Here is a 26,656-nt window from a genome sequence, read left to right as displayed (position 1 = left end):
GCGAACAGGGGCATGGGCGTCTCCGCACGGCCGAACGGAGTGAGGGCGTGAGCGACGCTTGCGGAGCGAACAGGGGCATGGGCGTCTCCGCACGGCCGAACGGAGTGAGGGCGTGAGCGAAGCGACGAAGGCGCGGCAGGCGGCGCTGGCTGCGGAGCTGCGGGCGCTGTACGGCTACGCGCTGGTCGGCCCGCGGCTCGACAGTGCCGGGCAGGCCCTGGCCCGCAGCTGCATCGCCGCGCACGAGCAGTTGCGCGACGCACTCACGGCCACGATCGAGGCCGCCCGCGGCGTTCCCCTGGCCACCCGGCCGGACTACCCGGACCTCTACCCGGTCACGGACCTCGCCACGGCCCGGACGCGGGCCGTCGACCTCGAGCACACCTGCGCGTCCGCGTGGCGCTATCTCTACGCCGAGCTCGCCGCGCCCGGACCCGCGACCGGGTCGTCGACCCGGGATCGGGCGAGCGCACAGCGGGCGCTCACCGCGTGCGCCGTCCGCGCCACCCGCTGGCGGCTGCAGGCGCACGCCGCGTTCCCGACCGTCGCCTTCCCGGGCATCGACTGAGCGGTCAGCGCCAGGCGTCCACGACGGCCAGCACGTCGGCGAGCCGGGTGACCACCGCGTCGGGCTCGCCGTCGACACGACCCCGCTGCTCCTGGGGGATGGTGCTGTGCGGGACGTGGATCGTCCGCAGCCCGGCCGAGGCGGCTCCGTGGATGTCGTCGAAGAGCCGGTCACCGACGAAGACGGCCTCCCCCGGGTCGTCGACGTCCACCGTGGCCAGGGCGGCGCGGAACGCCTCGGGGTGCGGCTTGGTCCACGGGATCTCCGAGGAGTACACCGCGCCGTCGATGAGCGGCAGCACGCCGTCGCGGGCGAAGATGCGCTCGTGCTCGGCGCGTGTCCAGATGGTGTTCGACAGCACGCCGATCCTGATCCCGCGCTCGTGCAGTGCCTCGAACAGGGGCGGGACGTCCGGGTCGGTGTAGGTGTGCGGTTCCCACCACGTGCTGAAGCCGGCCGCGGCGGTGTCGGACAGCTCGGCACCGGCCAGGCTGAAGACCTCGGCCAGGGTGCCGCTGCGGTGGTCGTCGGTCGACCGGCGCCAGATCTCGGTCTCGGCGGCCGCCAGGCGCTGCGCCAGCTCGTCGTCGCCGACGGCGGCGGCCCAGGCCTCCCGCGGGTCGACGGTGTGCCACGGGGTCAGCGTGCCGCCCCAGTCGAAGATCACTGCTGCGATGCCCACGCGGGCACCGTAACCGGACCGGGCAAGGGGTATCGAGTGCGGGCGTCGCGCTCGGGCGGGAGCCGTGCCGACAGCAGCCGCGAGCCGTGCCTACAGCAGCCGCGAGCCGTGCCTACAGCAGCCGCGAGCCGTGCCTACAGCAGCACGGTGGACAGCACAGCGACCTCACGCATGCCCAGCCGGTCGTACATGCGCCGCGCGGCGGTGTTGAAGTCGTTGACGTAGAGACTGACCGTCGAGGCGACCTCGAGCCCCCGGTCGAGGACACCCACCATGGCCGCCGTGCCCAGCCCGCGTCCGCGCAGGTCCGGGCGGGTCCATACGCCCTGGACCTGACAGGTGTAGGGCGACACGGCGCCGAAGTCGGCCTTGAAGACCACCTGCCCGCGGTCGAACACGGCGAAGGCGCGACCCTCACGGATCAGCGAGGCGATCCGGTTGCGGTAGTGCCCGGACCCGCCGTCCGCCGGCGAGACGCCGAGCTCCTCGGCGAACATGGCTGCCGCGGCGGGGAGGTAGCGGTCGAGCTCCCCACGTTCGACGCGCCGCAGACCCACCTCGGCCGGTCGGTCGGCGACCGCGCGGTCCAGGAAGAGCAGCGGCTGACGCCGGCGCACCGCGCGTGGGGCACCCCAGACGGCCTCGAGCACCGACCACATCGTTGCGATGGCGTCCGCGCGCCCGACCAGCGAACTGCACACCCGCGGATAGGTGGCCACCGACTCGGCCAGCATCCGCCAGTGCTCGGCGCTGCCCCCGATGGGCAGCAGGTTGCCGCCGTTGAACGCTGCGGCGACGAGTACCCCACCGGGGTCACGCACGCCGAGCAGGGTGCCGCCGAACCGCCGGGCCGACAGCGACGGGGACGCGTGCAGGCGGGCCGCGACGACGGCGTTGACGACCGGGTCGAGGTCGACCAGCGCCTGCAGGTCCGCACGGTCGCCGTCGCCGAGCTCGGCGACACGCCAGGGCCGCTGCCGGACCGGAGGGTCGAGCAGCGTGCTCATGACCGCACCGGGCCGGCAGTGATCACCTGGCGAACGGTAGTCCCACTGCGCGACCCGTGCGCTGCGACCCGGGTCAGCTCGCGCCGCGACCCGTGCTCTGCTGTAGCTTGTCGATCATCTCGCTGGCCCCGGCCTTGGTGAGACCCTCCGGCACGTCCTCGCCGGCCTCCTGCGCGAGCGTCTGCAGGTAGGAGTGCTGCGGGCCGGTCATCGGCTCGTCGCCGGTGACCCACTCATCGGTGGGCTTGTCGGCCTGAGGTGTGACGTCGTCTGGCGTGGCCATGGTGGCCCCTCTCGTATCGAATGTGTGTTCGACACGGGTATGCCCCGGTGTGCGCTGCCGCTAACGCACCGCGGGAGGTCGCGATCGTCGGATCAGGCGATGGAGACGGTGGGTTCCCCCGAGGTGACGCCGGCGTCGCCCATCTCCTCGGCCATCCGCAGGGCCTCCTCGATCAGGGTCTCGACGATCTGCGACTCGGGGACGGTCTTGACGACCTCGCCCTTGACGAAGATCTGCCCCTTGCCGTTGCCGGAGGCGACGCCCAGGTCGGCCTCGCGGGCCTCGCCCGGGCCGTTGACGACGCAGCCCATGACCGCGACGCGCAGCGGGACCTCGATGCCCTCAAGCCCGGCGGTCACCTTGTCGGCCAGCGTGTAGACGTCGACCTGGGCGCGTCCGCACGAGGGGCACGACACGATCTCGAGCCGGCGCTGGCGCAGGTTCAGCGACTCCAGGATGGCCAGGCCGACCTTGACCTCCTCGACGGGCGGAGCGGACAACGACACGCGGATGGTGTCGCCGATGCCCTGCGAGAGCAGGGCACCGAAGGCCACCGAGGACTTGATGGTGCCCTGGAAGGCAGGACCCGCCTCGGTGACGCCGAGATGCAGCGGGTAGTCGCAGGCCTGCGCGAGCAGCTCGTAGGCCTTCACCATGACCACCGGGTCGTTGTGCTTGACCGAGATCTTGAAGTCACGGAAGCCGTGCTCCTCGAACAGCGCGGCCTCGTTCATCGCCGACTCGACGAGCGCCTCCGGCGTCGCCTTGCCGTACTTGGCCAGCAGTCGCTTGTCGAGCGAGCCGGCGTTGACGCCGATGCGGATCGACACGCCGGCGTCGGCGGCGGCCCTGGCGATCTCGCCCACCTTGTCGTCGAACGCCTTGATGTTGCCCGGGTTGACCCGGACGGCGGCGCACCCGGCGTCGATGGCCTGGAAGACGTACTTGGGCTGGAAGTGGATGTCGGCGATGACCGCGATCTGGGACTTGGTCGCGATCGCCGGCAGGGCGTCGGCGTCGTCCTGCGACGGCACCGCGACCCGCACGATGTCGCAGCCGGACGCCGTCAGCTCGGCGATCTGCTGCAGCGTGGAGTTGATGTCGGCCGTCAGCGTCGTGCACATGGACTGCACCGACACCGGCGCGTCGCCGCCCACGGCGACGGAACCGACCTGGATCTTGCGCGATGCGCGACGCGGCGCGAGCACCGGCGGGGGTGAGGCTGGCATGCCCAACGAAACGCTCATGACTCCATCATCCACCCGTGAGGTTAATCGGCTTCACGATGTCGGCGTAGAGAGTGAGTAACGTCAACACGACGAGCACCGAGGCGACCGCGTACATCACGGGCAGCATCTGGGCGGTGTCGACGAAGATGGCCGGCCTGGGGATCGGAGATCCGTCGGCGCCGACCGCCGCCGGACGGCCGCGGGCGCGCAGCCGGGCCCGTCCCCGCTTGATCGCCTCGACGATCGCGCCCGCCACATGGCCGCCGTCCAGCGGCAGCAGCGGCAGCAGGTTGAACAGGAACAGCAACAGGTTGACGCTCGCGAGCAGCCCCAGCAGCGTGTAGATCTTCGACTTCAGGGTGAAGTGCGGGTCGCTGGCGAACTCCCCCGAGATGCGCCCGATGCCCACGACACCGACCGCGCCGGCCGGGTCACGCTTCTTGCCCTCGAAGACCGTCTGGTACAGGCTGTGCAGCTTGCTCGGGTACTGGCCCAGCGCGTCGAGGCCCAGCTTGAGCTGACTCCCGATCTTGCCGGGAACGCCCGTGATGCCGACGGACGCGAAGTAGGACCTCTCGTAGGGCGAGAGGCCCACGAAGCCGGCCGTGACCGCCGGCTTGCCGACGGTCGGAGTGAAGGTGTTGCGGGTCGGCGTCAGGGTGACGGTCCGGTCCTGACCCTTGCGCTCCACCTCGACCCGCAGCGGTTTGCCCGCCGAGGCCTGGATGATGGGCGCCACGTCGTCCCACGAGGAGACCTTGCGGCCGTCGATGGCCAGGAGCTTGTCGTTCACCTGCAGGGTCTTGGCGGCCGGCGTGCGCGGCGCACCCGCCGGGCACGTGTTGTTCTTGGCGGCCGTCGAGTTCGCGGAGACGACGCACTTGGCGATCGACCCGACCGTCGTCGTCGACGTGGTCGTCGGCGAGCCCAGCGTCAGCAGGAGGATAAGGGTGAGCACCAGGTAGATGACCAGGTTCATCACCGGGCCACCGGTCATCACGATCATCTTCTTGCCGGGCGTCAACCGGTAGAACTGCCGGTGCGCGTCCTGCTCGTCGACCTCGGCGCGACTCACCTGGCGGAACTCCTCGACCGCGGTCGCCATCCGACGCGGCCAGCGCGAACGCGAGCCGTCGGCGCGGGGCGGCACCATCCCGATCATCCGGATGTAGCCGCCGAGCGGGATGCCCTTGATCCCGTACTCGGTGTCACCCCTCTTGCGCGACCAGACCGTCGGACCGAACCCGACCATGTACTGGGTGACCTTCACGCCGAACTTCTTGGCCGGCACCATGTGCCCGATCTCGTGCAGCGCGATCGACAGCAGGAGCCCGAAGGCGAAGATCAGCACACCCAGCGTGTAGAGCAACCAGCTCGGCACCGCGTCCTCTTCTCGAATTCCCCCGGCAGGTTCCCGCTACCCGGCTACCCGGCGAGGGTGCGCGCGCGCTCGCGTGCCCAGTCCTCGGCCTGTTCGACCTCCTCGACGGTACCTGGAATCCCCTGATTCGCCGCCACGTGACGCCGCTCGCTCAGCCATTCCTCGACCACGTCGGCGATGGTGTCGACGATCTGCAGGAACCCGATGCGCCCGTCGTGGAAGGCATCGACCAGCTGCTCGTTGGCGGCGTTGTAGACCGCCGGCGCGCAGCCACCCTCGCGGCCGACCCGCTTGGCCAGGGCGACGGCGGGGAACGCGGCGTCGTCGAGCGGCTCGAACGTCCAGGTGTGCGCCTGCGTCCAGTCGACGTGGTGCGCCGCCCCGGCGACGCGGTCCGGCCACCCCAGGGCCAGCGAGATGGGCAGGCGCATGTCCGGCGGCGATGCCTGGGCGATGGTCGACCCGTCGACGAACTCGACCATCGAGTGGATCACCGACTGCGGGTGCACGACCGCCTCGATCCGCTCGTAGGGCACGCCGAAGAGCAGGTGCGCCTCGATGATCTCCAGGCCCTTGTTGACGAGCGTCGCCGAGTTGGTGGTGACGAGCCGACCCATGTCCCAGGTGGGGTGGGCGAGGGCCTGCTGCGGGGTCACGTCGACGAGCTCGCCTCGGTCCCGCCCACGGAACGGGCCGCCGCTGGCGGTGACGAGCAGGCGGGCGACCTCGTCCGCGGAACCGGAGCGCAGGCACTGGGCGAGGGCGGAGTGCTCGGAGTCGACGGGCACGATCTGGCCGGGCGCGGCGAGCCGGGAGACGATCGGGCCGCCGGCGATCAGGGACTCCTTGTTGGCCAGGGCCACCGTCGTGCCGGCCTCGAGGGCCGCGATGGTGGCGCGCAGTCCCTGCGAGCCGTCGACCGCGTTCAGCACCGTGTCGCAGCCGGCTCCGGCCAGCTCGACGGTGGCCTGCGGCCCGGCCTGGATCGTGGGTGCGGGGGCGTCGGCGGGCCACAGGGCCTCGAGGTGCTTGCGCAGCTCGTCGACCCCCGACTCCTGCGCGATGCCGACCTCGCGCACCCGCAGCCGGGCGGCCTGTTCGGCGAGCAGCTGCACGTTGCTGCCGCCGGCGGCGATCGCGCGCACACGGAACCGGTCGGGGGCCGCGGCGGTGACGACGTCGACGGTCTGGGTGCCGATGGAACCGGTCGAGCCGAGCAGCACGATCTCGCGGGTCATGCCCTCAGCCTGCCAGCCTCAGGCGAACAGGGACTTGCCCCACCAGTCACCCGGGCCGCGCAGCCCCGGCGGGACGGCGAACAGCGCGCTGCCGGTGTGCCGGATGTATTCGTTGAGCAGGTCATTAGAGCCGAGCTTGCGCTGGATGGGGACGAACTGCCGCCGCGGGTCCTTCTGGTAGGCGATGAAGAACAGTCCGGCGTCGAGCAGGCCGGTGTCACTGTCGATGCCGTCCGTGTAGGAGTAGCCCCGGCGCAGGATCTTCTGCCCGTCGTTGGTCTCGGGCGACGCCAGCCGGATGTGCGCGTTCTGGTCGATGACCGGCTTTCCGTTGCGGGTGGCCTGCAGATTGACGGGGTCGAACTCCTTGTGGCCGGTGAGCGGTGCACCGGAGGTCTTCACCCGGCCGAACACCCGCTCCTGGTCGGCCAGGTAGTCGGTGTCCCACGACTCGATCAGCATCCGGATGCGCCTTGCCACGAGGTAGCTGCCGCCCCTCATCCACGCCTGGTCGCCCTCGTTGCCCACCCAGACGTAGCTGTCCATCTCCGACGGGTACTCCGACTTGATGTTGTTCGTGCCGTCCTTGAAACCCAGCAGGTTGCGCTCGGTCTCCTGCTTGCGCGACGTGGACGACGTGCGGCCGAAACCGAGCTGCGACCAGCGCATCACCGCGGTGCCTCGGGCCAGCCGGGCGAAGTTCCGGATCACGTGGAACGCGACGGTGGGGTCGTCCGCGCACGCCTGCACGCACAGGTCACCGCCCGAGCGCTCCTTCTGCAGCGCGTCGCCGGGCAGGGCCGGGATCGGCGCGAGGGCGGCGGGGCGCCGCTCGGCCAGTCCGAACCGGTCGTCGAACAGCGACGGCCCGAAGCCCACCGTGATGGTGAGGTTGGCGGCGTTGAGACCGGTGGCCTCGCCGGTGTCGATCGGTGGCCGCTCCGGTGAGGTCTCGACGGCGCCGACGGGCAGGCCCTTCGTCATCTGCGACGCGGCCGCCGCCCACGAACCGAGCAGCACCTGCAGGGCCATCGGGTCGACGGCGGTCACGTCGAAGGCGGCGAACGCCAGCTGATCCTGCGCAGGCGTGGCGATGCCGGCCTGACGACTGCCGTAGAACGGCACCACCGAGGCGGCCGGTCTCGAGGTCGTCGTGCTGCCGTCGTCGGGCCCGGTGGCGCGAGCCACGCCGAACCCGGCTCCCCCGCCGACGACGACGCCGGCGGCACCGAGGGCCCCGCCGAGGAAGCGCCGCCGACTGTGCCCGGCCGACGACGCCTGCGCGCCGTCGGCCGTGCCCGTGGTGTCGTCCGTCATCCGTTCCGTTCCCGTCTCAGGCGTTCGCGACCTTGCTGGCGACCGTCGACAGCGGCTCCTGCACGGCCTTCACCGCAGCCGCGAGCAGACGCTTGTCGTTGGCCGTCAGCTGGTTGTAGAGCTTGTAACCGGACGGGTTGCTCGTGGTGCGGTAGGAGTCGACCAGCTTGTCCAACGCGGTGAAGTTCGTCTGAATGCTCTTGGTCAGCACCGGGTCGATCTTGGTCAACGCGGGCTGCAACTGGGCGAAGGCCTGCTCGGCGCCCTCGTCGTTGTTCGCGAAGTCGAGGAGGTCGATCTGCGAGTACGCCTCCTCCTCACCGGTGATCTTCGACGACGACACCTCGTCCAGCAGCTCCTGGGCACCGTTGGCGAGCTCGGTCGGCTTGTAGGTCAGGCCGGTCGTCAGCTTCTTGAGCCGGCCGACGTCGGCGACCAGCTTGTCGCCGAACGCGCCCATGCCCTTCAGCGACTTGGCCTTGAACAGGCCGTACTCGATGCGGTGGAAGCCGCGCCACTTGGAGAAGGTGGTGTCGGCGATGCGCACGTCGATGTCGGCGTCGATGCTGTCCTTGCCGATGACGAAGGACTCGGCGACCGGCTCGATCTTCTCGTAGTACGGGCGGGCCTTCATGTACGCGACCTGGGCGGCCTTCAGGTCCGTGCCGTGCAGCGTCTTGTTGAACGTGGCCACCGACGTGGCCAACGTGGCGATCTGGGTGTCGACGTAGTTCGCGTAGTTCGTGCTGGCGGTCTTCAGCAGCGCCGCGACGGTGGCATTGGAGGTGCCGGCCGATTTGCCGACCACCTTGAGGGGGCGCTTCTCGGGCGTGCCGCCGGGGCAGTACAGCGTGTATGTACCGGCCGGGACCGAGACGGCGAACTCGCCGGAGAACCCGGGCGGCAGGTTCTCCTTCTCACCGACGATGCGCTCACCACTGAGCAGCTCGACCTCGCTGACCGCGGTGGCGTCGGTGTTGCGCACCTTGAACGTCAGCGCGCCCGCCTTGTACTGCGCGGCGTCGGCCGTGCAGCCCTTGGCCGCAGAGACGGTGACGGTGGCGACGCGCGAGCCGGTGGTCGTGCTCGAGGAGGCGTCGGAGGCCTTGGCGCCGCCCGTTCCCTTGCCCGAACTGCCGCAGGCGGTCAGGGCCAGGGCGGCGACGACGGTCGAGGCGAGGACGGCGGGAACCGTGCGGGTGCGCGGTGCGGGCATCAAGCAACTCCGGGGATCGGACGGACGATTTAGGGCAGCCTAACCTAACTGCGGACGAGGGCTGCCTGGGGTCGGGCAGTGGGCTCCTCCGCAGCGACCCGGCGGCGGGCGGCCAGGGCGAAACCGAGCGCGAGCAGCAGGGCGACGACGGCCAGCGCCGTGCACCACCCGACCAGGGTCTGCAGCACCGATCGGTGGCCGAGCGTCGCGTGGTCGGCGCGCGCCTGCGTCGCCGCCGCGCTCACCGCGGAGGCGGGCAGGGCGACGGTGGCGGACGCGACGGGACGGGCCAGCGCCTCGGTGTCGCTGGCTGTCCGCACGGCGGCGACGACCCGCTCGGTCCACCGGACGTCGAGGACGCGGTCGGTGCGCGAGTCGAGCCAGACGGTGAGTGTCGCCGCGTCGCGGTAGATGACGGCGATGTCGCCGGAGGACGTGCGGACGGCCGACAGCGGCAACCGCCCGCCGTTCAGGGCGGCGACCCGTTCCGCCGGGAGCGCGGCCGGCCGGCCGGCGCCGCCGGACCCCCGCACGAAGGTGACGAAACGCTCGGCGCTGACGCCTGCGTAACGGCTGGTGCCCTGCGAGCTGAGCTGGTACGGCGTCAGCGCCCCGGTGCTGCCGGTGACGGCGTCGCGGGCCTGGGTGCGGATCGTCGCCGAGCTGTCGCCGCGGCTGAGCACCGAGGCGGAGACGGCGCCGGCCCTGGTGGTCGGACGGCCGGTCGGCCGCGCCGGGGTGACGAGGGCGAGCACGACGGCGGCAACGGCGGCCGCGACGCCGACGGCGGCACCGACCTTGGCGGCGAGCCGCGCCGGAGCGGGACGCCCGGGTGGCCAGACGACGTAGAGGCCGACCGGGATCAGGTACACCAGCCAGCCCACGATCTCGGCCACCACGGGGTGGGCCTGGATGCCGAGCATGCCGGTGAGCAGCGAGGCCTGCACGCTGCCCGGCCGCACGAGCCAGCTGAGGTCGACCGTGCTGCCCTGCCCGGCGTCGAGCCAGCCGGCCTCATGGGCGGTGTGCAGGGCATTGACGACGATGCCGGCGGCGACGAGCACCAGCACGAACCCGGTGGCCCGGAAGAACTTGGACAGGTTGATCCGCACGCCACCGCGGTAGATGCCGTAACCCAGGACGACCGCGACCAGGATGCCGAGCACCACGCCGAGGCCGGCGCTGCGCGGGTTGCTGGCCTCGTTGAAGGCGGCAAGCAGGAAGACGACTGTCTCCAGGCCCTCGCGGATGACGGCGAGGAAGGCCATGAGCACCATGGCCCGCCCGGCGTTGGAGCGGCCGTCCATGGCCTGCGCCGCGAGGCCCTCGAGCTGGCCCTTGAGGTTGCGCGAGTTCCGGCGCATCCAGACGACCATGTAGGTGACCATGCCGACCGCGACGAGCCCGATGACCGTCTCGAGGCCCTCCTGCTGCTTCTGCGGCAGGTTGCGGGAGTAGACCTGCAGCGCGATGCCGCCGGCCAGGCAGAGGGCGAGCGCCAGCCCGACGCCACCCATGACCCAGCGCACCAGGTCCAGGCGACCCTGCTTGCGCAGGAAGGCGGCGATGATGCCGACGATGAGCGCGGCCTCGAGCCCCTCACGGAGGCCGATCACGAAGGTGGGCAGCACGTGGGCGTCCTCCCGGTGGGTCGCGGGCTTGCGTCGGACTCGACCGGCGCACCCTTAGGTTAGGCACGCCTTAGCGAGGGTAACCGACCGGGACGGACGCGGGAACATGACGTCCCCGATAGCGTGATCGGATGCCGATCGACCTCAACGCCGACCTCGGCGAGGGCTTCGGCGTGTGGCGCCTCGGCGACGACGAGGCCCTGCTCGACGTCGTCACCAGCGCCAACGTCGCCTGTGGCTTCCACGCCGGCGACCCGGTCACGATGCGCCGCGTCTGCGCCGCCGCCGCCGGGCGCGGCGTGGCCATCGGCGCGCAGGTCGGCTACCGCGACCTGGCCGGCTTCGGCCGTCGACGCCTCGACATCGCCGCGGACGAGCTCTCGGCCGACGTGCTCTACCAGCTCGGAGCGCTCGACGCCTGCGCCGTGGCCGGCGGGTCACGCGTGCGCTACGTCAAGCCGCACGGCGCGCTCTACAACACGGCGGCCGACGACCCGGGTCAGGCGGCAGCCGTCGTGGAGGCCGTCGCCGCCTATGACGACACCCTGCCGGTGCTGGGACTGCCCGGGTCGGCGCTCGCCGACGCGGCGGGCGCAGCCGGCGTGCCCTTCGTCGCGGAGGCGTTCGCGGACCGCGGCTACCTCGCCACCGGGCGGCTCGCGCCCCGCGGTACGGACGGCGCGGTGCTCACGGACGTTCCCGCCGTCGTCGAGCGTGCGCTCGGCCTCGCGGTCGACGGGCGCGTGACGGCACTCGACGGCGCGCCGGTGGAGGTGGCGCCCGCGTCGCTGTGCCTGCACGGGGACACACCGGGCGCGGTCGACCTGGCCCGGGCCGTCCGCACCGCGCTGTCCGACGCCGGCGTCGCGCTCGCACCGTTCGCGGGTCCGTGACGGTGCGCGTCCTGCCGTACGGCGAGTCGGCGCTGCTCGTCGAGCCCGACGACGCCGAGGGTGTCCTCGCGCTGGCCGGTGCGGCGCGGCAACTGGCGGGCGTGACCGAGGTCGTGCCCGCGGCGCGCACCGTCCTGCTCGTCCTCGACCCGGGTGTCGACGTGGGCGAGGTGCGGCGCCGGCTGCTCGAGCTGGTCGTCGGGCCCGCGGCCCACGCCGACCGCGCGGAGGTCGTGCTCGACGTCGTCTACGACGGGCCGGACCTCGCGACGACCGCGGCCGAGGTCGGCCTCGACCCCGACGGCCTGGTCCGGGCGCACATCTCGGCCGCGCACACCGTCGCGTTCTGCGGCTTCGTGCCCGGCTTCGCTTACTGCCGTGGATTGCCCGAGCGGGTGCAGGTACCCCGCCTGCGCGAGCCGCGCACCCGGGTGCCGGCCGGGTCGGTGGCCATCGCCGGTGAGTTCAGCGGCGTCTACCCCCGGGCGTCGCCGGGCGGCTGGCGACTGCTCGGGCGCACCGACGCGGTGCTGTGGGACCTCGGACGCGAACCACCGGCCCTGCTGTCGCCGGGTACGCCGGTGCGCTTCCGCGCCGTCGACCGGTGATCGAGATCCTGGCGGCCGGCCCACTCGCCACGGTGCAGGACCTCGGCCGCCCGGGGTACGCCGCCCTCGCCGTACCGCGCGCGGGAGCGTTCGACCGCGGGTCGTTGCGGCGCGCCAACCGCCTGGTCGGCAACCCCGACGAATACGCCGGCCTCGAGATCACCCTCGGCGGGTTGGCGGCCCGTTTCGCTGACGCCGCGACGGTCGCCCTCACCGGCGCCGCCTGCCCCGGCCCCGACACCGGCGTCGCGATCAGCGTCCGCGCCGGGACGGTGCTGCGGCTCGGCGTGCCCCGCCGCGGGCTGCGCACCTATCTGGCCGTGCGCGGCGGCATCGACGTCGCGGGCGTGCTGGGCTCGCGCAGCACCGACACTCTGAGCGGGCTCGGGCCGTCGCCGCTGCGTGCCGGTGACCGCCTGCCGTTCGGGACCACGGCGGCGGGGTCCGCGCCGGTCAGCGGCGCCGTCGTGCCGAGCTCTGCCGTCGTGCCGAGCTCCGGCCCCGCAACGCTGCACGTCCGCACCGGGCCGCGGGACGACTGGTTCGCCGACACCGACGCGCTGTTCACCACCACCTGGACGGTCCGCGCGGACTCCGACCGTGTCGGTCTGCGCCTCGACGGGACACCGCTGCGGCGCCGCACCGACGGGGAGCTGCCCAGCGAGGCGACCCTGCCCGGTGCCCTGCAGGTGCCGCCCGACGGCCGCCCCATCCTGTTCGGCCCCGACGCGCCCGTCACCGGCGGCTACCCGGTGATCGCGGTCGTCGCCACCCGCGACCTGGACGCCGCTGCCCAACTGCGTCCGGGCGATTCCGTGACGCTGGTCCGGCTGCCATGATGAGCGCCCCCGGCCCCGCGAGCGGTGAGGAGGCGACGTGGACGGTGGCGAGGGCACGCTCATCGGCGGCCGCTACACGCTGGTGCGCCGCCTCGGACGCGGCGGCATGGCCGAGGTCTGGCTGGCCACCGACCGCCGCCTGGGCGACAAGCACGTCGCGATCAAACGACTGCTCGGCTACCGCGCGGACTCCCCCGAGTCGGCGCAGGACGTCGAACGCGCCCGCCGCGAGGCCCTCGCCGCCTCCCGGCTGAACCACGGCAACCTCGTCGCGGTCACCGACTTCGTGGCCGAGGACGGCGAGCCGTTCATCGTCATGGAGTACGTCGAGGGCACGACGCTCGACGACGTCCTCGCCGACGGCGGTGTGCCCGTTCCTCGCGCCGCGCACATCGTCGGCCAGGTGGCCGGCGCGGTCGCCGCCGCGCACGAGGCGGGCATCATCCACCGCGACATCAAGCCGGCCAACATCATGGTCACCCGCCGCGACGTCGCCAAGCTCGCCGACTTCGGCATCGCCCATTCCGCCGGTGACGCACGGTTGACCCGGACCGGCTTCTTCACCGGCACCGTCGGCTACCTCGCGCCAGAACTGCTCGACGGTTCGGCTGCGTCGCCGGCGAGCGACGTCTGGGCCCTCGGCGCCGTGCTGTTCGAGACCGTGGAGGGACGTCCCGCCTTCCAGGGCGACACGACCCCCACCCTGATCGCGGCGATCGCGCTGCGCGAACTGCCGGTGCCGCACCGCGCACCCGAACTGGCCCCGCTGATCGCGCGCATGCTGGACCGCGACCCGTCCCGGCGCGCGAGCGTCGACGACGTCGTGGCTGCCCTCGCCGGGTTCGCGAGACCCGCCGCGACGCCGGCGCCCACACCCGCTGCGGCGCCCGCGGGACGGACCACGGTGGCGGCTGCCCCCACGCCGACGTCGGCGGCGCCCGCCGCGGCCACGACCCCCGTCCGCCGTCGACGGGGCTGGTGGATCGCGGCCGCCGCCGTGCTGCTCCTGCTCGCCGGGGGGATCACCGCGATCGTCACCCACGGTGGTGGCGGTTCCTCACAGGCCGGCGCGGGATCGACGGCGAGCGCGTCGCGGACCGGGCAGGCCGAGGCCCCCGACCGGTCGGCCGCGGGCACCGCCACCTCGGCCACCTCGGCCGGCGCGGGCTCGGGCTCGGGGCCGCTCCGCGTCCTCGCGCACCGCGGCGGGCGGGAGAACTACGCCGAGGAGTCACTGCCCGCGCTGGTGCAGGCGGCCAAGGACGGGTACGGCGTCGAGACCGACGTCCGGTGGACCTCCGACGGCGTCCCCGTGATCGTCCACGACCCGACGACGCGCGCCAATCTCGAGTGCACGGGTGGCCCGTACACGGTGAGCTCGACGACCTGGGCGGTGCTGAAGGCACGCTGCCACACCCCGGCGTCCGCATCGCCGAACGGCAGGACCTACCCGATCGCGACCTTCGACGACGTCGCGAAGGGTCTGCAGGCCGTCACCGGCGCCACCCTGTTCGCGGAGGTCAAGGTCGCCCAGACGCCGAAGCAGGTCAGCGGGTTCCTCGCCGTGCTGCAACGCCACGACCTGATCGACCGCGCCGTCGTCACGTCGCTCTACCCGGCCGAGCTGGCGAAGATGCGGGCGGCGGCAACGCCACTGGGCACGACACTCTCGCTGCTGCAGTTCGTCGCCGACACGAGGACGGCGCCGGCCACCTTCCGCGCCGCGGGCGTGCGCTGGGTCGCGGTCCCCGCCGACGTCGCGACCCGGGCGTACCTGTCGAGTCTGCGGGCGGCAGGGCTGCGCTCGGTGGTGTTCACCGTCGACACGCCTGCGCAATGGGCCGCGGCCCGCGCGGCGGGCGCCGACCTGGTGCTCACCGACGTCCCCGCCGCCTACCTGCGCTGGCTGGGAGGCAGGTAGCCGGCATCACGACGTGACGGCGTGCAGCACCGCCCAGATCAACGCGGACACGGCCGCCGCCGCCGGGATGGTCAGGACCCAGGCGAAGATGATGTTGCCGGCGACACTCCACCGCACCGCCGAGAAGCGCTGCGTTGCGCCGACCCCCATGACCGAGGACGTCACGACGTGCGTGGTCGACACCGGCAGGCCGAGCCCCGCAGTACCCAGCAGCACGGCGCTGGCCACGGACTGGGCCGCAAAACCGCTGGCGGGGGTGAGCGGGTAGATGCGCCGCCCGATCGTGCGCATGATGCGCCAGCCTCCCGAGTAGGTACCGGCCGCGATCGCAGCCGCCGAGGACAGGATCACCCACAGCGGGATGTCGGCGCCGGCGCCCAGGTGGCCGCTCACGACGAGGCACAGGGCGATGACGCCCATGGTCTTCTGCGCGTCCTGCGTGCCGTGCCCGAACGACATGACGGCGGCCGAGACGATCTGGGCCCACCGGAACCCGCGGTTGACCCGCACCACGTTGGACCGACGAAAGATCCAGAGCACCCCGACCATCACGGCGTAGGCCAGGCCGAACCCGACGATCGGCGACACGATCATCGGCACGATGACCTTGTCGAAGACGCCCTGCCACTTGACGCTGCGGGACGCGGCGAGGGCCGCGCCGACCAGTCCCCCGATCAGTGCGTGCGACGACGACGACGGCAACCCGAAGTACCAGGTCAGCAGGTTCCAGGCGATCGCGCCGCCGAGTGCGGCCAGGACGACGATCAGCCCCGACGTGCCGCCCGAGGGTGGGTCGATGATGCCGCCGCCGACCGTCTTGGCGACCTTGGTCGAGATGAGGGCGCCGACGACGTTGAACACCGCGGCCATGGCCAGCGCGACCCGCGGCGTCAGCGCCTTGGTGGAGATGGACGTCGCGATCGCGTTGGCCGAGTCGTGGAAGCCGTTGGTGAAGTCGAAGGCCAGGGCGGTCACCACGATGACCACGACAAGTGCCGTGGGGCCCACCGCTAGGACTCTTTGACGGCGATGGACTCGACCGCGTGCGCCACGTGCTCGAGCGCGTCGGCGGCGTCCTCGAATCCGTCGGCGACCTCGCGCAGCTTGACCATTGTCAGGGCGTCGAAATCGCCGCTGAACAGCCTGGACAGCAGTTTGCGGTAGACCCGGTCGGACTCGTTCTCGAGCCGGTTCACCTCGATCCAGTACGGCTCGAGGTCGCGCAGGGTGCGCAGCCGGGACATCGCCTCGGCGGTCTCGTTGGCCGAGCGTTCCAGCAGCCGGATCTGGTCGATCATCAGCGGCGGCAGGGCGCCCACGCCGGCGAGGACGATGAAGTCGGCCGCGGCCTCGATGGCGTCCACGACGTCGTCCAGGGCCGAGGCCAGCCGGTAGATGTCCTCGCGGTCGAACGGCGTCACGAAGCTGGTGTTGAGCTGCCGCATGATCCGGTGGGTGACCGAGTCGCCGGCGTGCTCGCGCTCGCGCAGGGCCTTGGCCACCGCCTCCCGATCGACGTCCGGGTCGATCAGCCAGGCGAGCACCCCGGCGCTGTCGGCGACGTTGCGCCCGGCCTCGGTGAACATGTCGTAGAACGCCGTGTCACGCGGGGTGAGTCGGAAGGCCACGCGGTCACCCTATAGACGACCGTTTCCCTGTCGTTCACCTGCCGGACGTGTCGTCGTCACTTTCGGCGGGACGACCCTCGGCTGTTCTGCACGCGGCGCACGATCACGAGCACCAGGAGCCCGCCGGTCACCCCGATGACGACGCGGCCCTGGGGAGAGTTGGCCCGGGCACGCAGCGACTGGGTGGTCTTCTCGACGATCCGCTTGGGGTTGCCGCGGTAGGCCAGCTGGTCGACGGCGGCCGCCAGGGCCACACGGGACTGCTCGATGTCGCGCTGGATGTCGTCCGCGCTGCGTTCGCCGGCCACGCCACTCCCCTCGTCCGGGCGTCCGCCGCCCGTCGCGACGAGCCTAGGGCATCGGTAGCGTCAGCCGGCGTGACCCGACTCGAACCCGGCGACCCGGCCCCGGACTTCACCCTGCCCGACGCCGACGGCAACGACGTGACGCTGTCCGACCTGCGCGGGCGCACAGTGATCGTCTACTTCTACCCGGCCGCCATGACGCCCGGCTGCACCACGCAGGCCTGCGACTTCCGCGACAGCCTGGACGCACTGCAGGCCGCCGGCTACGTCGTGCTGGGCGTCTCGCCCGACAAGCCCGCCAAGCTGGCGACCTTCCGCGAGCGCGACCACGTCACCTTCCCGCTGCTGTCCGACGTCTCGAAGCAGACGCTCGAGGCCTGGGGCGCGTACGGCGAGAAGACGATGTACGGCAAGAAGGTCACCGGGGTCATCCGCTCGACCTTCGTCGTGGGCGAGGGCGGTGCGATCGAGGTCGCGCAGTACAACGTCAGGGCCACCGGGCACGTGGCCAAGCTCCGCCGCGAGCTGGGGCTGGACGCTGCCTGACCCGGACGGCCGCCTGCCCGCCCTCCGGGCGGCTGCTCTCGAGCGCATCGCGGCGGCCCGCGCCGAGCTGGACGACGTGCTGGACTCCGCGTCGTCGACCACCGGCGACGACGAGCACGACCCCGAGGGCGCGACGATCGGCTTCGAGCGCGCGCAGTCCGTGGGCTCGCTGCGGGCGGCCGAGGCGGCGTTGGCCGAGGTCGACGCCGCTGTCGAGCGGGTGGCCGACGGCACGTACGGGCGGTGCGTGACCTGTGGCCGCCCGATCGGCGACGCCCGCCTGGAGGCCCGCCCCGCGACCCCGTACTGCATCGATCACGCCCGGGTGCGGGCCTAGCGACATCCCGTGCGTCTTGTGCCGGCGGCGGGATTCGAACCCGCACTGCCTGGTTCCTAGGACCAGCCTCTCTGCCAGTTGGAGTACGCCGGCTAGCGCGCTTCGCCGTCGGACTACGCGGACTACACGCGCCCGACATTCCGCCTGCACCAGGTGTCGGTCTGTGCGTGGCAGTTCGGACACAGGATACGGAGATTCTCCAACCGGTTGTCGATCGGATCACCGTTGATGTGGTCCAGTGCCAAGGACAGCGGCTTCCCTTGCCAATCGGCTGTACCGCAGATCTCGCAGTGGGCGGTCTTGAGACCAGCGGCGACGAGCCGCTCCCGCAGTCGTCCGCTGGGGTAAGTCGACCCGAGGACGAGGATCTCCTCGAGTGGTCGCGAACGGCTGCCTTCCGGACAGGTCATACCGCGTGACCAGGCCTGGCCGGGGAAGTGGCTGGTGTCGATTCCCAGCGTCCGGATCTTGGCGTTGACGTATCGGTACATCCCCCCGCTCGGGACGTAACCAAGGCGCCTCAACACCTCGGACACAGATCTGCTGTCCCGCACCAACATCCTGAGTTCGGCGTCGGTCCAACGCGGGTTCTTCCGAGTGCGTGCTTCGACCGCGGGCAGATGCGACGCCTCGATTCCGAGGCGCGCGATACGACGGCGGAGGGATTCGTACGTTCCACCGCCGGCATGCAGGCCGAGGAGGTAGCAGACCTCGTTCAGCGACGCACAGACGGGCACGGCGTCACGAAGGTCGTCATCGGTCCAGGATCGTGGTCGCGGCATACTGCGATCGTTGCGTGACCCTCCGACAGAAATGGCCACCGTTGACCGGCGATCTGATCATCGAGGGCGACTGTGCCGACGTGCTGCCGACGCTGCCGGACGCGTCGTTCCAGCTCGTGTACATCGACCCGCCGTTCAACACCGGCAGGGTGCAGCAGCGGCGCACCGTCCGCACCGTCCGCACCGTTCGCGACGACGACGGCGACCGTACGGGCTTCGCCGGCCGGCGCTACGCCACCACCGAGACCTCCCGCCGGGCCTACCTCGACGTGCACGACGACTACCTCGGGATGCTCGAACCGCTGCTGCACGAGACGCGTCGCCTGCTGAGCGCGACCGGCACGCTGTACCTGCACATCGACTACCGCGAGGCCCACGCGGTGAAGCTGCTGCTCGATCACGTCTTCGGGCCCGAGGCGTTCCTGAACGAGCTGATCTGGGCCTACGACTTCGGCGGCCGCGCGAAGGACCGGTGGCCCGCCAAGCACGACACGATCTTCGTCTACGTCCGGACGCCGGGCGGGCACTTCTTCGACCAGGACGCGGTCGAGCGCATCCCCTACCTGGCCCCCGGGCTCGTCGGGCCCGAGAAGGCGGCCCGCGGCAAGCTGCCCACGGACGTCTGGTGGCACACCATCGTGCCGACCAACGGCGCGGAGAAGACCGGCTACCCGAACCAGAAACCCGAGGGCATCCTCCGACGGATCGTGCAGGCGTCCTCCCGCGCGGGTGACCAGGTACTGGACTTCTTCGCGGGCAGCGGCACCACCGGCGCGGTGGCGGCCGAACTCGGGCGGCGCTTCGTGCTCGTCGACCGCAACCCGGAGGCCGTCGACGTCATGCGGCGACGGCTCCCCGGGGCGACCGTGGTCAACGGTCCGAGTTGAGGCGCTGCACCAGTTCGCGCAACTGGTCCATGGACAGCGGCGGGTTGTGGCTGACGATCGCCGTCTGCCGCTGGTGGCCGCGCGGCGCGAGGGAGTTGGTCGTCTCGGCCATGATCGACCTCCCGTTACGGTCCACGACGATGGCCTGGGTGACGGCGGACCGTCCGTCAGCGGTCCGCCCTGAGCGCACGACGAGGTAGCCCCCGCCGGCCGACGGGGTCACGGTGCACGGGCCGGTGTAGCCGTCCCCGTCGGGCCCCGCACCGCTCAGGTCGGCACACGTCGGGGCGGTGGTGGGCGTGGTCCCGGCCGGGGACACCTGGACGTTGACGTACTGGCCCTGGGCACTCGCGAGCCCGGCGGACAGGTTGATGTCCCCCGTCGGCGTGAGGTCCTGCACCTGCACGCCGGACAGCCGCACGCCCGCCTTCTGCTCGATCAGTGCTGCGAGGTTGAAGCGGGTGATGCCGTGCACGACGGTCCCGCCCGACGGGCCTCGAGACATCGCGGACGCGATGGCGCCCGCGTTCGCGCGCGGCAAGTAGCCCGGCACGATCGGTGTGTGCGAGCTCGCGGCGGACATCGTTCCGTCCCCGGCCGGAGCGGACGACGAGCCACCGGCGCCCGCCACGGCGACGGCCACCCCGGCCAGGCCTGCGGTGACCGCCAGGCCCGTCCCGGCCGACGCCAGGCGGCGACGGCGTTGTCGCCGGCGGGCGGCCGTCAGGATGGCCTCGACGTCGGGCGCGGTGTGGGGTTCCCCGGCGAGCGCCGAGTCGAGAAGCAGCGTGATGTCGGACATGGTCAGCCTTCCGTTCGGATGTCGATGAGCTCGTCGGTGCCGAGCACGGTGCGCAGGGTGGTCAGCCCGCGTGCGGTCTGGCTCTTGACCGTCCCCTCGGAGCAACCGAGCAAGGCCGCGGTCTCCGCCACGTCGTAGCCCTCGTAGTAGCGCGGGACGATCGCCGCGCGTTGACGTGGCGGGACCTGCTTGAGCGCGGCCCGGACGTCGAGGCGTTCGGCGTCGTCGACGGACGGGGCGGGACCATCCGGCAGGGTGCGACTCGCTCGTTCACGCCGCCGCGGCCGCCGGCTGTCGTCGATCAGCCAGCGCAACGCGGTGGTGCGCACGTAGCGGTGTCGTGCCGCCGGGTCCCGGACCCGCGACCAGGTCTGGTACAGCCGCACGTAGGCGTTCTGCACCGCATCCTCGGCCTGGTGCCAGTCACCGCAGACGAGGTAGGCAGTCCGGCGCAGGCCGACGGACGTCTCCCGCACGAACTCGGTGAACTGCCGTTCGTCGTCGCCTCGCATGACCCTCCCGTCGCCCTGATCCCACTAGAGACGAGATCCGCGACCGTCGGGTTGCACGCGGGGCGACACCGGGCTGCGCGGCCTCAGCCGTCGACGGTCTCCGCGTCGTGGTGGCCGTGGTGCGAGCGCTCGGACTCCGGGTCGTGCGGGGGCGCAGTCACCATGCCCGGGACCGGCTCCCCCTCGGGAGCGCACCGCAGGTCGTGCCCGACCGACGACAGGCACTTGCCGTCCGACAACCGCCACTTCCAGCCGTGCATCTGACAGGTCATGACGGGCCCCTGCTTGGGGTCGTCGGCGACCGTGCCGAAGCGCGAGAGGTCGGCCTTGAGGTGCGGGCAGCGCCGCTGCATCTCCCAGCCGTCCAGCGTGATCGTCTCGGCGGCCTCGGCGGAGTTCTGCTCCAGGAACCAGCCCTCGGCGTAGTTCAGGCGCTCCTCGGACAGGCACTTGAAGAACACGTAGACGAACTCGTTGTACGGGCCGATGCGCTGGGCGGAGAACCGGCAGGACAGGAACAACGAGTTGACCCAGTCGATCTCGTGCTCGGCGATGAGCTGCTCGACGTACGCGCGTCGGGTGCGGAACCGGTAGCGCACCTTCTCGTCGTCGTAGGCCTTGACGCGGCGCTCGACGAAGTCGATCACGATGTCGACGTCCCCGCGCTCGGCGTCCTCGCACGTCAGGCGGATGCCGCCGTTGATCCCGTCGGCGATGTGTGTCGACTCCTCGAGCAGCGGGTGGAACCACTCCTGCAGGGCGGTGAGCACATCGGTGTCCGGGTGCGGCCAGGTGGCCTTGACGGCCTCGACCTCGGGCATCCGCCGGGCCTGCATCTCACGCAGGTAGGCGGTCTTGGTCTCGTTCGACGCGTAGATCGTCTGCGGGTCGTAGGGGTGCTCGACCGGGCAGCCGGGTTCGTCGACCGTCGCCACCGATCCGGGCAGCAGCAACCGTCCCTCGTCGTGCCCCTTGGAGGCCAGGAAGTCGAGGTAGACGGTCTGGTCCGGGAAGATGTTCGAGTCGTCGCCGAAGATGTCGTTGAAGCCCCACAGCTCCTCGTCGAGGAAGCAGGGCGGCCCCGCGGTCGGGAAGACGTAGGTGGCGTCCAGTTCCTCGATGTAGCGCAGGGTGCGGTCGAACTGGCGCTCGCGCTTGGTCTTGCCGAGCGCCTGCTTGGCGCGCGCCGGCAGCTCGTAGACCATCGGGAACCAGATCGCGCCCGAGAACTGGATGAGGTAGGCGTCGACGGGGCCGAGCTCGCGGAACTCCGACAGTTCCGACGGGCGGGCGTCGTTCTGGTTCAGCACACGGTGCGTGCCGTCGGACAACCACAGCGACGAGTCCCCGATCGGGCCGTCCGTGGGCGAGGTGAGCGCCTGGATCATGATGTCGAGCCCGTCGAGGTGCACGACGTCACCGGAGGCCGGTTTCACGAAGGAGGTGAAGCCACAGTCGCGCAGCGCGTCCTCGAGCTCGCTGGTCGGGTACTCGGGCAGCAGCACCGTCGTCTTCTTGCTGATGTGCTTGCGCAGGTGCTCCGGGTCGAAGTGGTCGCGGTGCAGGTGGGAGACGAACAGGTAGTCGGCCTGCCCGATGGTGTCCCAGTCGAGGTCCGAGTTGTCGGGGAACGGGAACCACGACCCGAAGTAGGCGGGGTTGACCCAGGGGTCGGTCAGGACGCTGCCGTGAGCGGTCTCGAGCAGGACGCTGGCGTGACCCAGACCGGTGATGCGCATGGCGCCCACGGTAGCCAGTGACCGCAGTGTCAGAATGAACCAGCCCCACCGACGACGCGTCCCGACAGGAGCATGCCGTGGCCCTCAAGCCCGGGAGCGAAGAGCCCGACCTCGCCCTGCCCGACGACTACAAGCACGACCACCCGACCGAGCACCCCGAGGACTGGGGCTGGCACGGGGAGTTCGGCCGCTGGACCATCGTCGCGGGCTGGATCGTGGCCATCGTGCTCATCCTCATGATGACCTCGACGCACTACAACCTGCAGGGCGCGCTGTTCCTCGGCATCAGCGCCGGTCTGCTCGTCATCGGACTGATCGTGGCGCGGCAGAAGCGCAAGAACTCCTGGCGGGGCTGACCCACTCGTAGGGCGGCTCACCCGCCGGTCGAGGACCGGCCCGCCCGCTCAGCTGCGGGCGGCGGCCTTCGCGCGCTGCGCCTCGCGCTTCTCCTCGAACCGCGAGGCCTGCCCGTCGAGCGCGGTCATGAACTCCGCCAGCTCGGTACGGGCCTGCTCGCCGGCCGGCCCCAGGTCGTCGCGGGTGAAGATCTTCCAGTAGCGCAGCACCGGCGCGATGACCTCGTCGTGGTGCAGCCGCAGGTCGTAGATGCCGGCCTTGGCGATCGTGGCGGAGTTGCGCAGGTAGTTCGGCATCCCCTGACCCGGCATCTGGAAGCCGACGACCTCGTCACGGATGGCGCAGACGGTGGCGTCGGGCTCGCGCTCGAGCGCGGCGGCCACCAGGTTGCGGTAGAAGACCATGTGCAGGTTCTCGTCGGTGGCGACGCGGGCCAGTAGCTGCTCGGCCAGCGGGCAACCGGCCGCCGCGCCGGTGTTGCGGTGCGACACGCGGGTGGCGAGCTCCTGGAACGACACGTACGCGACGGCCTGCAGCGCGGTCTTGTCCCCGGAGTCGTAACCCGCCGTCATGTGCAGCATGCGCAGGTTCTCCAGCTCGACCGGGTCCACCCCGCGGGTGACGACGAGGTAGTCGCGCAGCGCGATGCCGTGCCGGCCCTCCTCGGCGGTCCAGCGGCCGACCCACTCGCCCCAGGCGCCGTCGCGGCTGAAGCGGGTGGCGATCTCGCGGTGGTAGGACGGCAGGTTGTCCTCGGTCAGCAGGTTGACGGTCATCGCCGTGCGCGCGACCGGGTCGAGCGGCGAGTCCTCGGGCTTCCAGTCCTCGCCGCCGAGGAACGCGAAATCACGGCCGCGCGACCACGGCACGTAGTCGTGCGGGTGCCACGGCTTCGCAGCCTTGAGGTGACGTTCGAGGTTCTGCGCGACGACCGGCTCCAGCTCGTGCAGCAGGCGCGACTGCATGCCTTCGTCGGTGTCGGCAGGTGCGAGTACGGACATACAACCTACGGTACCGTAACTTCGGCCGTTCGTGGATCGTCACCGTGGATCACGGGGGCCGACCCTAGGCTGCCGGCATGGCCGCACCCCGTCGCCGCCGGCGCATCCTGTGGAGCGCAGCAGCGCTCGTGGCTGCCGCCGTCGTTGCCACCGGGCTGGCCTGGTTCCAGCCCTGGAAGCTCGTCGTCGACCACCGGGTCGACGAGAAGCTGCCGGCCGTCGCCGAAACCTCGCCCACGCAGGCTCCGCCGACCGTCCCACCCGCGACCGCACCGTCGCTGGACGCCGCGCGGCCCACGCCGACCCGCCCGTCCCCGTCGCAGGCCGTGCTGCTGTCCCGTGGCCGGCTCATCAGCCACGAGCACTCGACCTCGGGCACGGTCAGCGTCGTGCGCCAGCCGGACGGCAGCCGCGTGCTCGCCGTCGCCGACCTCGACACCAGCGACGGCCCGGACGTGCACGTGTGGCTCACCGACGCGCCCGTGTTGCGCGGCGAGAAGGGCTGGCACGTCTTCGACGACGGCACGCACGTCAACCTCGGCACCCTGAAGGGCAACCTCGGCAACCAGGTGTACCGGATCCCGAAGGACGCCGACCTGCGGACGCTGACGAGCGTCACGATCTGGTGCAAGCGCTTCAGCGTCTCCTTCGGCGCCGCCGAGCTCGCCCCGGTCGGCTGACCGTCACCGCGTCAGGAGTCGAAGCCCAGGCCGAGCCGGTCGAGCAGGCGCAGCCACGGACCGCGCCGGCCCTGATTGCGGTCGGCGCGCGCGAGCTCGAAGCGGGTGAGCTGGATGCCGGCGTAGCGAAGCGGTTCGGGCGGGAACGGCCACGGGCGCGACCGGATGGCCTCGAGCTGCAGGGCGTCGCTGTCGCGGCCGTCGAGCAGGTCGAGGGCCACCTGGGCCCCGAAGCGGGTCGCGCCGACGCCGAGGCCGGTGTAGCCGACGCTGTAGGCCACCCGGCCGGACACCGCGGCGCGCTGGAAGGCGAAGAAACGGGTCGAGGTGTCGATCGCCCCGCCCCAGCGGTGGGTGAACCGCAGACCCTCGAGCTGGGGGAAGGTCGCGAAGAACTGGCGCGCCAGCATGTCGAACGTGGCGGGGCGCTCGTCGAGCTCCTCGCGCAAGCCGTTACGCCAGTGGTAGATCGCGTCGTAACCGCCCCAGAGGATCCGGTCGTCCGAGGTCAGGCGGTAGTAGTGGAACTGGTTGGTGACGTCGCCGACGCCCTGCCGGTTACGCCAGCCGATCAAGTCGAGCTGCGCCGCGGACAGCGGCTCGGTCACCAGCACGTAGTCGTAGACCGGAACGGTGTAGGGGCGCATCCGCCTCAGCAGGCCGGGGAACGCGCTGGTGCCGAGCACGGCACGCGCCGAGCGCACGACGGCGTGCTCGGTGGTCACCCGCACCCCGGGCCCGTCCCGGCGCAGCCCGGTCACCGGCGTGTTCTCGGCGATGCGCACCCCGACCGAGAGGCACGCCGTGCGCAGCCCCCACGCCAGGCGTGCCGGGTCGACCAGCGCAACCCGGTCCCGGTGCCAGGACCCGGCGAGGTAGGTCGGGGACGCCACCTCGGCGCGCACGGCGTCGGTGTCGAGGAAGACCGCCTCGTGCCCGTGCCCGCGTGCCTGCTCGACGTCGTCACGCACCCACTCGACCTCGTGGGGCGACGTGGCGACCTCGAGCTCACCGGTGCGCTCGAAGTCGCAGTCGATCCCGTGCCGGGACACGGTCTTCTCGATCTCGTCGAGGTTCTGGGCGCCGAGGCGCTCGAGCGCAGTCATGTCGTCGGGGAACCGCGTCAGGCCGTTGTCGAGCCCGTGCGTCAGGCTGGCCGCGCAGAACCCGCCGTTGCGTCCGGAGGCGGCCCACCCGCAGGTGCGGCTCTCCAGCAGCAGGACGTCGCGGGACGGGTCGCGTTCCTTGGCCAGCAGCGCCGTCCACAGCCCGGTGTACCCGCCGCCGACCACGGTCAGGTCGGCACGCGCCGAGCCCGTCAACGCCGGCAGCGGGTCGGGACGAACGGGTGAGTCCAACCAGAAGGACCCGGGCGCCGAGTCGGCCAGCGACGGGTGCGGCCTCATGACTTGCGGCGCGCGCTGAGCCCGGCCGCCACGGCGAGCAGCACACCGAACCCGAAGATCAGCGTCCCCATCACGTTGACCTGGGGCGGCACGCTGCCGCCGTTGCGCTGCGCGGCACCGTAGACCCACAGCGGGAACGTCTGGGTGGACCCGTTGTTGAACGAGGTGATGATGTAGTCGTCGATCGACAGCGCGAACGCGAGCAGCGCGCCGGCGGTCACCCCCGGCATGATCACCGGCAGGGTGACGCGGAAGAAGGTCGCCACCGGGCCGGCGCCGAGGTCGCGCGCCGCCTCCTCCAGAGCCGGGTCCATCCCGGACATCCGCGCCCGCACGGTCACCACCACGTAGGCGACGCTGAACATGACGTGGGCGATCAGGATGGTGAGGTACCCGCGCGGGATGTTCAGGGTCAGGAACAGGCTCAACAGCGCGGCACCGAGCACGACCTCCGGCGCGGCGATGTTGGCGAACAGCAACAGGTTCACCGACCCCACACCCCGGAAACGGAACCGCCCGAGGGCAACGCCCATCAGGGTGCCGAGCACCACCGCGATGGCCGTCGTCAGCAGAGCCACGGTCAGCGAGTTGATCAGCGCGTCCGTCAGGTCGTTGATCCCGAACAGCTGCTGGTACCACTTCAGGGTGAAGCCACGCCAGGTGGTGCTCACGCCGCGGCCGTTGCCGTCGTTGAACCCGAACACGATCATGACGACGATCGGTGCCGACAGCCAGACGATCACCAGCCAGCCCCACAGGGGCAGCAGCCAACCGCGGCGGCGACGCGTGCGGGGAGCCGGTTGCTGTTCGTGCTCGGCCGCCTCCTCGAGCGCGGCGCCGGCCAGCGCGGTCATCTGCCCC

At 71.6% G+C, this 26,656-nt stretch carries 28 protein-coding genes, 1 tRNA gene and 1 pseudogene; 10 read left to right on the top strand and 20 right to left on the bottom strand.

Features of this window, described 5'->3' with window-relative positions; all coding sequences use genetic code 11:
• Positions 1-112 precede the first annotated feature (112 nt).
• Positions 113-568, top strand: a complete 456-nt coding sequence (locus ACFFCA_RS12785) for a DUF4439 domain-containing protein (RefSeq protein ID WP_375485360.1) — start codon at positions 113-115, stop codon at positions 566-568.
• Between the two features lie 4 nt (positions 569-572).
• Here ACFFCA_RS12785 and ACFFCA_RS12780 read toward each other — a convergent pair whose 3' ends face one another.
• From ACFFCA_RS12780 to efeU, 9 genes are all read right to left on the bottom strand, one after another.
• Complete coding sequence (locus ACFFCA_RS12780; protein ID WP_375485358.1) at positions 573-1,250, bottom strand: HAD family hydrolase; 678 nt, start codon at positions 1,248-1,250, stop codon at positions 573-575.
• Positions 1,251-1,384: 134 nt separating this feature from the next.
• The gene (locus tag ACFFCA_RS12775) at positions 1,385-2,257 is read right to left on the bottom strand and encodes a GNAT family N-acetyltransferase (RefSeq protein WP_375485356.1); all 873 of its coding nucleotides are present in this window, start codon (positions 2,255-2,257) and stop codon (positions 1,385-1,387) included.
• Positions 2,258-2,330: 73 nt separating this feature from the next.
• Positions 2,331-2,540, bottom strand: coding sequence for a DUF3072 domain-containing protein (locus ACFFCA_RS12770; RefSeq protein ID WP_375485355.1), 210 nt, complete (start codon positions 2,538-2,540; stop codon positions 2,331-2,333).
• Between the two features lie 92 nt (positions 2,541-2,632).
• Positions 2,633-3,787, bottom strand: coding sequence for a flavodoxin-dependent (E)-4-hydroxy-3-methylbut-2-enyl-diphosphate synthase (ispG, locus tag ACFFCA_RS12765; protein WP_375485353.1), 1,155 nt, complete (start codon positions 3,785-3,787; stop codon positions 2,633-2,635).
• A gap of 7 nt (positions 3,788-3,794) precedes the next feature.
• On the bottom strand, positions 3,795-5,150 hold the full coding sequence (locus ACFFCA_RS12760; protein ID WP_375485351.1) for an RIP metalloprotease: 1,356 nt from the start codon (positions 5,148-5,150) through the stop codon (positions 3,795-3,797).
• 44 nt (positions 5,151-5,194) lie between these two features.
• Entirely contained in the window at positions 5,195-6,388 is a 1,194-nt protein-coding gene (gene dxr, locus ACFFCA_RS12755) for a 1-deoxy-D-xylulose-5-phosphate reductoisomerase (RefSeq protein WP_375485349.1), read from the bottom strand.
• 18 nt (positions 6,389-6,406) lie between these two features.
• Positions 6,407-7,705 carry an iron uptake transporter deferrochelatase/peroxidase subunit gene (gene efeB, locus ACFFCA_RS12750; protein ID WP_375485347.1) on the bottom strand — a complete coding sequence of 433 codons (1,299 nt, stop codon included), beginning with the start codon at positions 7,703-7,705 and terminating at the stop codon, positions 6,407-6,409.
• Between the two features lie 16 nt (positions 7,706-7,721).
• Entirely contained in the window at positions 7,722-8,921 is a 1,200-nt protein-coding gene (gene efeO / locus ACFFCA_RS12745; protein WP_375485345.1) for an iron uptake system protein EfeO, read from the bottom strand.
• A gap of 44 nt (positions 8,922-8,965) precedes the next feature.
• Entirely contained in the window at positions 8,966-10,552 is a 1,587-nt protein-coding gene (efeU, locus tag ACFFCA_RS12740) for an iron uptake transporter permease EfeU (RefSeq protein WP_375485343.1), read from the bottom strand.
• Between the two features lie 131 nt (positions 10,553-10,683).
• On the opposite strand from efeU, the gene ACFFCA_RS12735 reads away from it, so the two are divergent.
• The 4 genes from ACFFCA_RS12735 to ACFFCA_RS12720 are packed head-to-tail and all read left to right on the top strand — an operon-like array spanning position 10,684 to position 14,813.
• Positions 10,684-11,445: a LamB/YcsF family protein gene (locus ACFFCA_RS12735; protein WP_375485341.1), complete on the top strand. Its 762-nt coding sequence runs from the start codon at positions 10,684-10,686 to the stop codon at positions 11,443-11,445.
• On the top strand, positions 11,442-12,053 hold the full coding sequence (locus tag ACFFCA_RS12730; protein WP_375485339.1) for an allophanate hydrolase subunit 1: 612 nt from the start codon (positions 11,442-11,444) through the stop codon (positions 12,051-12,053). The genes ACFFCA_RS12735 and ACFFCA_RS12730 overlap by 4 nt, the downstream gene beginning before the upstream one ends.
• Complete coding sequence (locus tag ACFFCA_RS12725; protein WP_375485337.1) at positions 12,050-12,892, top strand: biotin-dependent carboxyltransferase family protein; 843 nt, start codon at positions 12,050-12,052, stop codon at positions 12,890-12,892. The genes ACFFCA_RS12730 and ACFFCA_RS12725 overlap by 4 nt, the downstream gene beginning before the upstream one ends.
• A 37-nt stretch (positions 12,893-12,929) precedes the next feature.
• The gene (locus tag ACFFCA_RS12720) at positions 12,930-14,813 is read left to right on the top strand and encodes a protein kinase (protein WP_375485335.1); all 1,884 of its coding nucleotides are present in this window, start codon (positions 12,930-12,932) and stop codon (positions 14,811-14,813) included.
• A gap of 6 nt (positions 14,814-14,819) precedes the next feature.
• On the opposite strand, the gene ACFFCA_RS12715 is transcribed toward ACFFCA_RS12720, so the two are convergent.
• From ACFFCA_RS12715 to ACFFCA_RS12705, 3 genes are read right to left on the bottom strand one after another with little or no spacing between them, the layout of a single operon-like run.
• Positions 14,820-15,821 carry an anion permease gene (locus tag ACFFCA_RS12715; RefSeq protein WP_375485333.1) on the bottom strand — a complete coding sequence of 334 codons (1,002 nt, stop codon included), beginning with the start codon at positions 15,819-15,821 and terminating at the stop codon, positions 14,820-14,822.
• A gap of 2 nt (positions 15,822-15,823) precedes the next feature.
• A complete protein-coding gene (locus ACFFCA_RS12710; RefSeq protein ID WP_375485331.1) occupies positions 15,824-16,441 on the bottom strand; it encodes a DUF47 domain-containing protein in 618 nt (205 codons plus the stop codon).
• Between the two features lie 56 nt (positions 16,442-16,497).
• The gene (locus ACFFCA_RS12705; RefSeq protein ID WP_375485329.1) at positions 16,498-16,749 is read right to left on the bottom strand and encodes a DUF3618 domain-containing protein; all 252 of its coding nucleotides are present in this window, start codon (positions 16,747-16,749) and stop codon (positions 16,498-16,500) included.
• 69 nt (positions 16,750-16,818) lie between these two features.
• Between ACFFCA_RS12705 and bcp the strand changes: the two genes are divergently transcribed.
• Positions 16,819-17,292 carry a thioredoxin-dependent thiol peroxidase gene (gene bcp, locus ACFFCA_RS12700; RefSeq protein ID WP_375485327.1) on the top strand — a complete coding sequence of 158 codons (474 nt, stop codon included), beginning with the start codon at positions 16,819-16,821 and terminating at the stop codon, positions 17,290-17,292.
• A gap of 76 nt (positions 17,293-17,368) precedes the next feature.
• Complete coding sequence (locus ACFFCA_RS12695; protein WP_375485325.1) at positions 17,369-17,629, top strand: TraR/DksA family transcriptional regulator; 261 nt, start codon at positions 17,369-17,371, stop codon at positions 17,627-17,629.
• A 19-nt stretch (positions 17,630-17,648) separates the two neighbouring features.
• Here ACFFCA_RS12695 and ACFFCA_RS12690 read toward each other — a convergent pair.
• Together ACFFCA_RS12690 and ACFFCA_RS12685 are read right to left on the bottom strand one after the other, a co-directional pair.
• A tRNA-Leu gene (locus ACFFCA_RS12690) sits at positions 17,649-17,722 on the bottom strand.
• A gap of 29 nt (positions 17,723-17,751) precedes the next feature.
• Positions 17,752-18,366, bottom strand: coding sequence for an HNH endonuclease signature motif containing protein (locus ACFFCA_RS12685; RefSeq protein WP_375485323.1), 615 nt, complete (start codon positions 18,364-18,366; stop codon positions 17,752-17,754).
• A gap of 59 nt (positions 18,367-18,425) precedes the next feature.
• Here ACFFCA_RS12685 and ACFFCA_RS12680 point away from each other — a divergent pair, with 59 nt between their 5' ends.
• On the top strand, positions 18,426-19,298 hold the full coding sequence (locus tag ACFFCA_RS12680; protein WP_375485321.1) for a DNA-methyltransferase: 873 nt from the start codon (positions 18,426-18,428) through the stop codon (positions 19,296-19,298).
• Here ACFFCA_RS12680 and ACFFCA_RS12675 read toward each other — a convergent pair.
• The 3 genes and pseudogenes from ACFFCA_RS12675 to ACFFCA_RS12665 all read right to left on the bottom strand — a co-directional run.
• Entirely contained in the window at positions 19,282-20,100 is an 819-nt protein-coding gene (locus tag ACFFCA_RS12675; RefSeq protein ID WP_375485319.1) for a hypothetical protein, read from the bottom strand. The two genes, ACFFCA_RS12680 and ACFFCA_RS12675, sit on opposite strands and share 17 nt — an antisense overlap.
• Positions 20,101-20,102: 2 nt before the next feature.
• Complete coding sequence (locus ACFFCA_RS12670; protein WP_375485317.1) at positions 20,103-20,612, bottom strand: SigE family RNA polymerase sigma factor; 510 nt, start codon at positions 20,610-20,612, stop codon at positions 20,103-20,105.
• Between the two features lie 167 nt (positions 20,613-20,779).
• Positions 20,780-22,351: pseudogene (locus ACFFCA_RS12665) on the bottom strand (MBL fold metallo-hydrolase); the annotation flags it as partial.
• A 77-nt stretch (positions 22,352-22,428) separates the two neighbouring features.
• Between ACFFCA_RS12665 and ACFFCA_RS12660 the strand changes: the two are divergent.
• Positions 22,429-22,707: a DUF2631 domain-containing protein gene (locus ACFFCA_RS12660; RefSeq protein ID WP_375485315.1), complete on the top strand. Its 279-nt coding sequence runs from the start codon at positions 22,429-22,431 to the stop codon at positions 22,705-22,707.
• 48 nt (positions 22,708-22,755) lie between these two features.
• Here ACFFCA_RS12660 and ACFFCA_RS12655 read toward each other — a convergent pair whose 3' ends face one another.
• The gene (locus tag ACFFCA_RS12655) at positions 22,756-23,709 is read right to left on the bottom strand and encodes an acyl-ACP desaturase (protein WP_375485313.1); all 954 of its coding nucleotides are present in this window, start codon (positions 23,707-23,709) and stop codon (positions 22,756-22,758) included.
• A 77-nt stretch (positions 23,710-23,786) separates the two neighbouring features.
• Between ACFFCA_RS12655 and ACFFCA_RS12650 the strand changes: the two genes are divergently transcribed.
• A complete protein-coding gene (locus tag ACFFCA_RS12650; protein ID WP_375485311.1) occupies positions 23,787-24,389 on the top strand; it encodes a DM13 domain-containing protein in 603 nt (200 codons plus the stop codon).
• Between the two features lie 11 nt (positions 24,390-24,400).
• Here ACFFCA_RS12650 and ACFFCA_RS12645 read toward each other — a convergent pair whose 3' ends face one another.
• Positions 24,401-25,795 (bottom strand): NAD(P)/FAD-dependent oxidoreductase, encoded by a 1,395-nt coding sequence (locus ACFFCA_RS12645; protein ID WP_375485310.1) that lies wholly within the window; start codon positions 25,793-25,795, stop codon positions 24,401-24,403.
• The gene (locus ACFFCA_RS12640) at positions 25,792-26,649 is read right to left on the bottom strand and encodes an ABC transporter permease (protein WP_375485308.1); all 858 of its coding nucleotides are present in this window, start codon (positions 26,647-26,649) and stop codon (positions 25,792-25,794) included. The genes ACFFCA_RS12645 and ACFFCA_RS12640 overlap by 4 nt, the downstream gene beginning before the upstream one ends.
• Between the last annotated feature and the right edge of the window lie 7 nt (positions 26,650-26,656).

It is taken from the genome of uncultured Jatrophihabitans sp., assembly GCF_964252635.1.
In the GTDB taxonomy this organism is placed as follows: Bacteria; Actinomycetota; Actinomycetes; order Mycobacteriales; family Jatrophihabitantaceae; genus Jatrophihabitans.
The sequence above is the reverse complement of the archived record's forward strand: the minus strand, read 5'-3'. Positions and strand labels throughout refer to the sequence as shown.

What these genes read in the sequence shown, in the direction of transcription:
- ACFFCA_RS12775 (WP_375485356.1), bottom strand. Translation starts at nt 2,257, where the DNA reads ATGAGCACGCTGCTCGACCCTCCGGTCCGGCAGCGGCCCTGGCGTGTC.
- ACFFCA_RS12770 (WP_375485355.1), bottom strand. Translation starts at nt 2,540, where the DNA reads ATGGCCACGCCAGACGACGTCACACCTCAGGCCGACAAGCCCACCGAT.
- ispG (WP_375485353.1), bottom strand. Translation starts at nt 3,787, where the DNA reads ATGAGCGTTTCGTTGGGCATGCCAGCCTCACCCCCGCCGGTGCTCGCG.
- dxr (WP_375485349.1), bottom strand. Translation starts at nt 6,388, where the DNA reads ATGACCCGCGAGATCGTGCTGCTCGGCTCGACCGGTTCCATCGGCACC.
- efeB (WP_375485347.1), bottom strand. Translation starts at nt 7,705, where the DNA reads ATGACGGACGACACCACGGGCACGGCCGACGGCGCGCAGGCGTCGTCG.
- efeO (WP_375485345.1), bottom strand. Translation starts at nt 8,921, where the DNA reads ATGCCCGCACCGCGCACCCGCACGGTTCCCGCCGTCCTCGCCTCGACC.
- ACFFCA_RS12735 (WP_375485341.1), top strand. Translation starts at nt 10,684, where the DNA reads ATGCCGATCGACCTCAACGCCGACCTCGGCGAGGGCTTCGGCGTGTGG.
- ACFFCA_RS12675 (WP_375485319.1), bottom strand. Translation starts at nt 20,100, where the DNA reads ATGTCCGACATCACGCTGCTTCTCGACTCGGCGCTCGCCGGGGAACCC.
- ACFFCA_RS12670 (WP_375485317.1), bottom strand. Translation starts at nt 20,612, where the DNA reads ATGCGAGGCGACGACGAACGGCAGTTCACCGAGTTCGTGCGGGAGACG.
- ACFFCA_RS12655 (WP_375485313.1), bottom strand. Translation starts at nt 23,709, where the DNA reads ATGTCCGTACTCGCACCTGCCGACACCGACGAAGGCATGCAGTCGCGC.
- ACFFCA_RS12650 (WP_375485311.1), top strand. Translation starts at nt 23,787, where the DNA reads ATGGCCGCACCCCGTCGCCGCCGGCGCATCCTGTGGAGCGCAGCAGCG.
- ACFFCA_RS12645 (WP_375485310.1), bottom strand. Translation starts at nt 25,795, where the DNA reads ATGAGGCCGCACCCGTCGCTGGCCGACTCGGCGCCCGGGTCCTTCTGG.
- ACFFCA_RS12640 (WP_375485308.1), bottom strand. Translation starts at nt 26,649, where the DNA reads ATGACCGCGCTGGCCGGCGCCGCGCTCGAGGAGGCGGCCGAGCACGAA.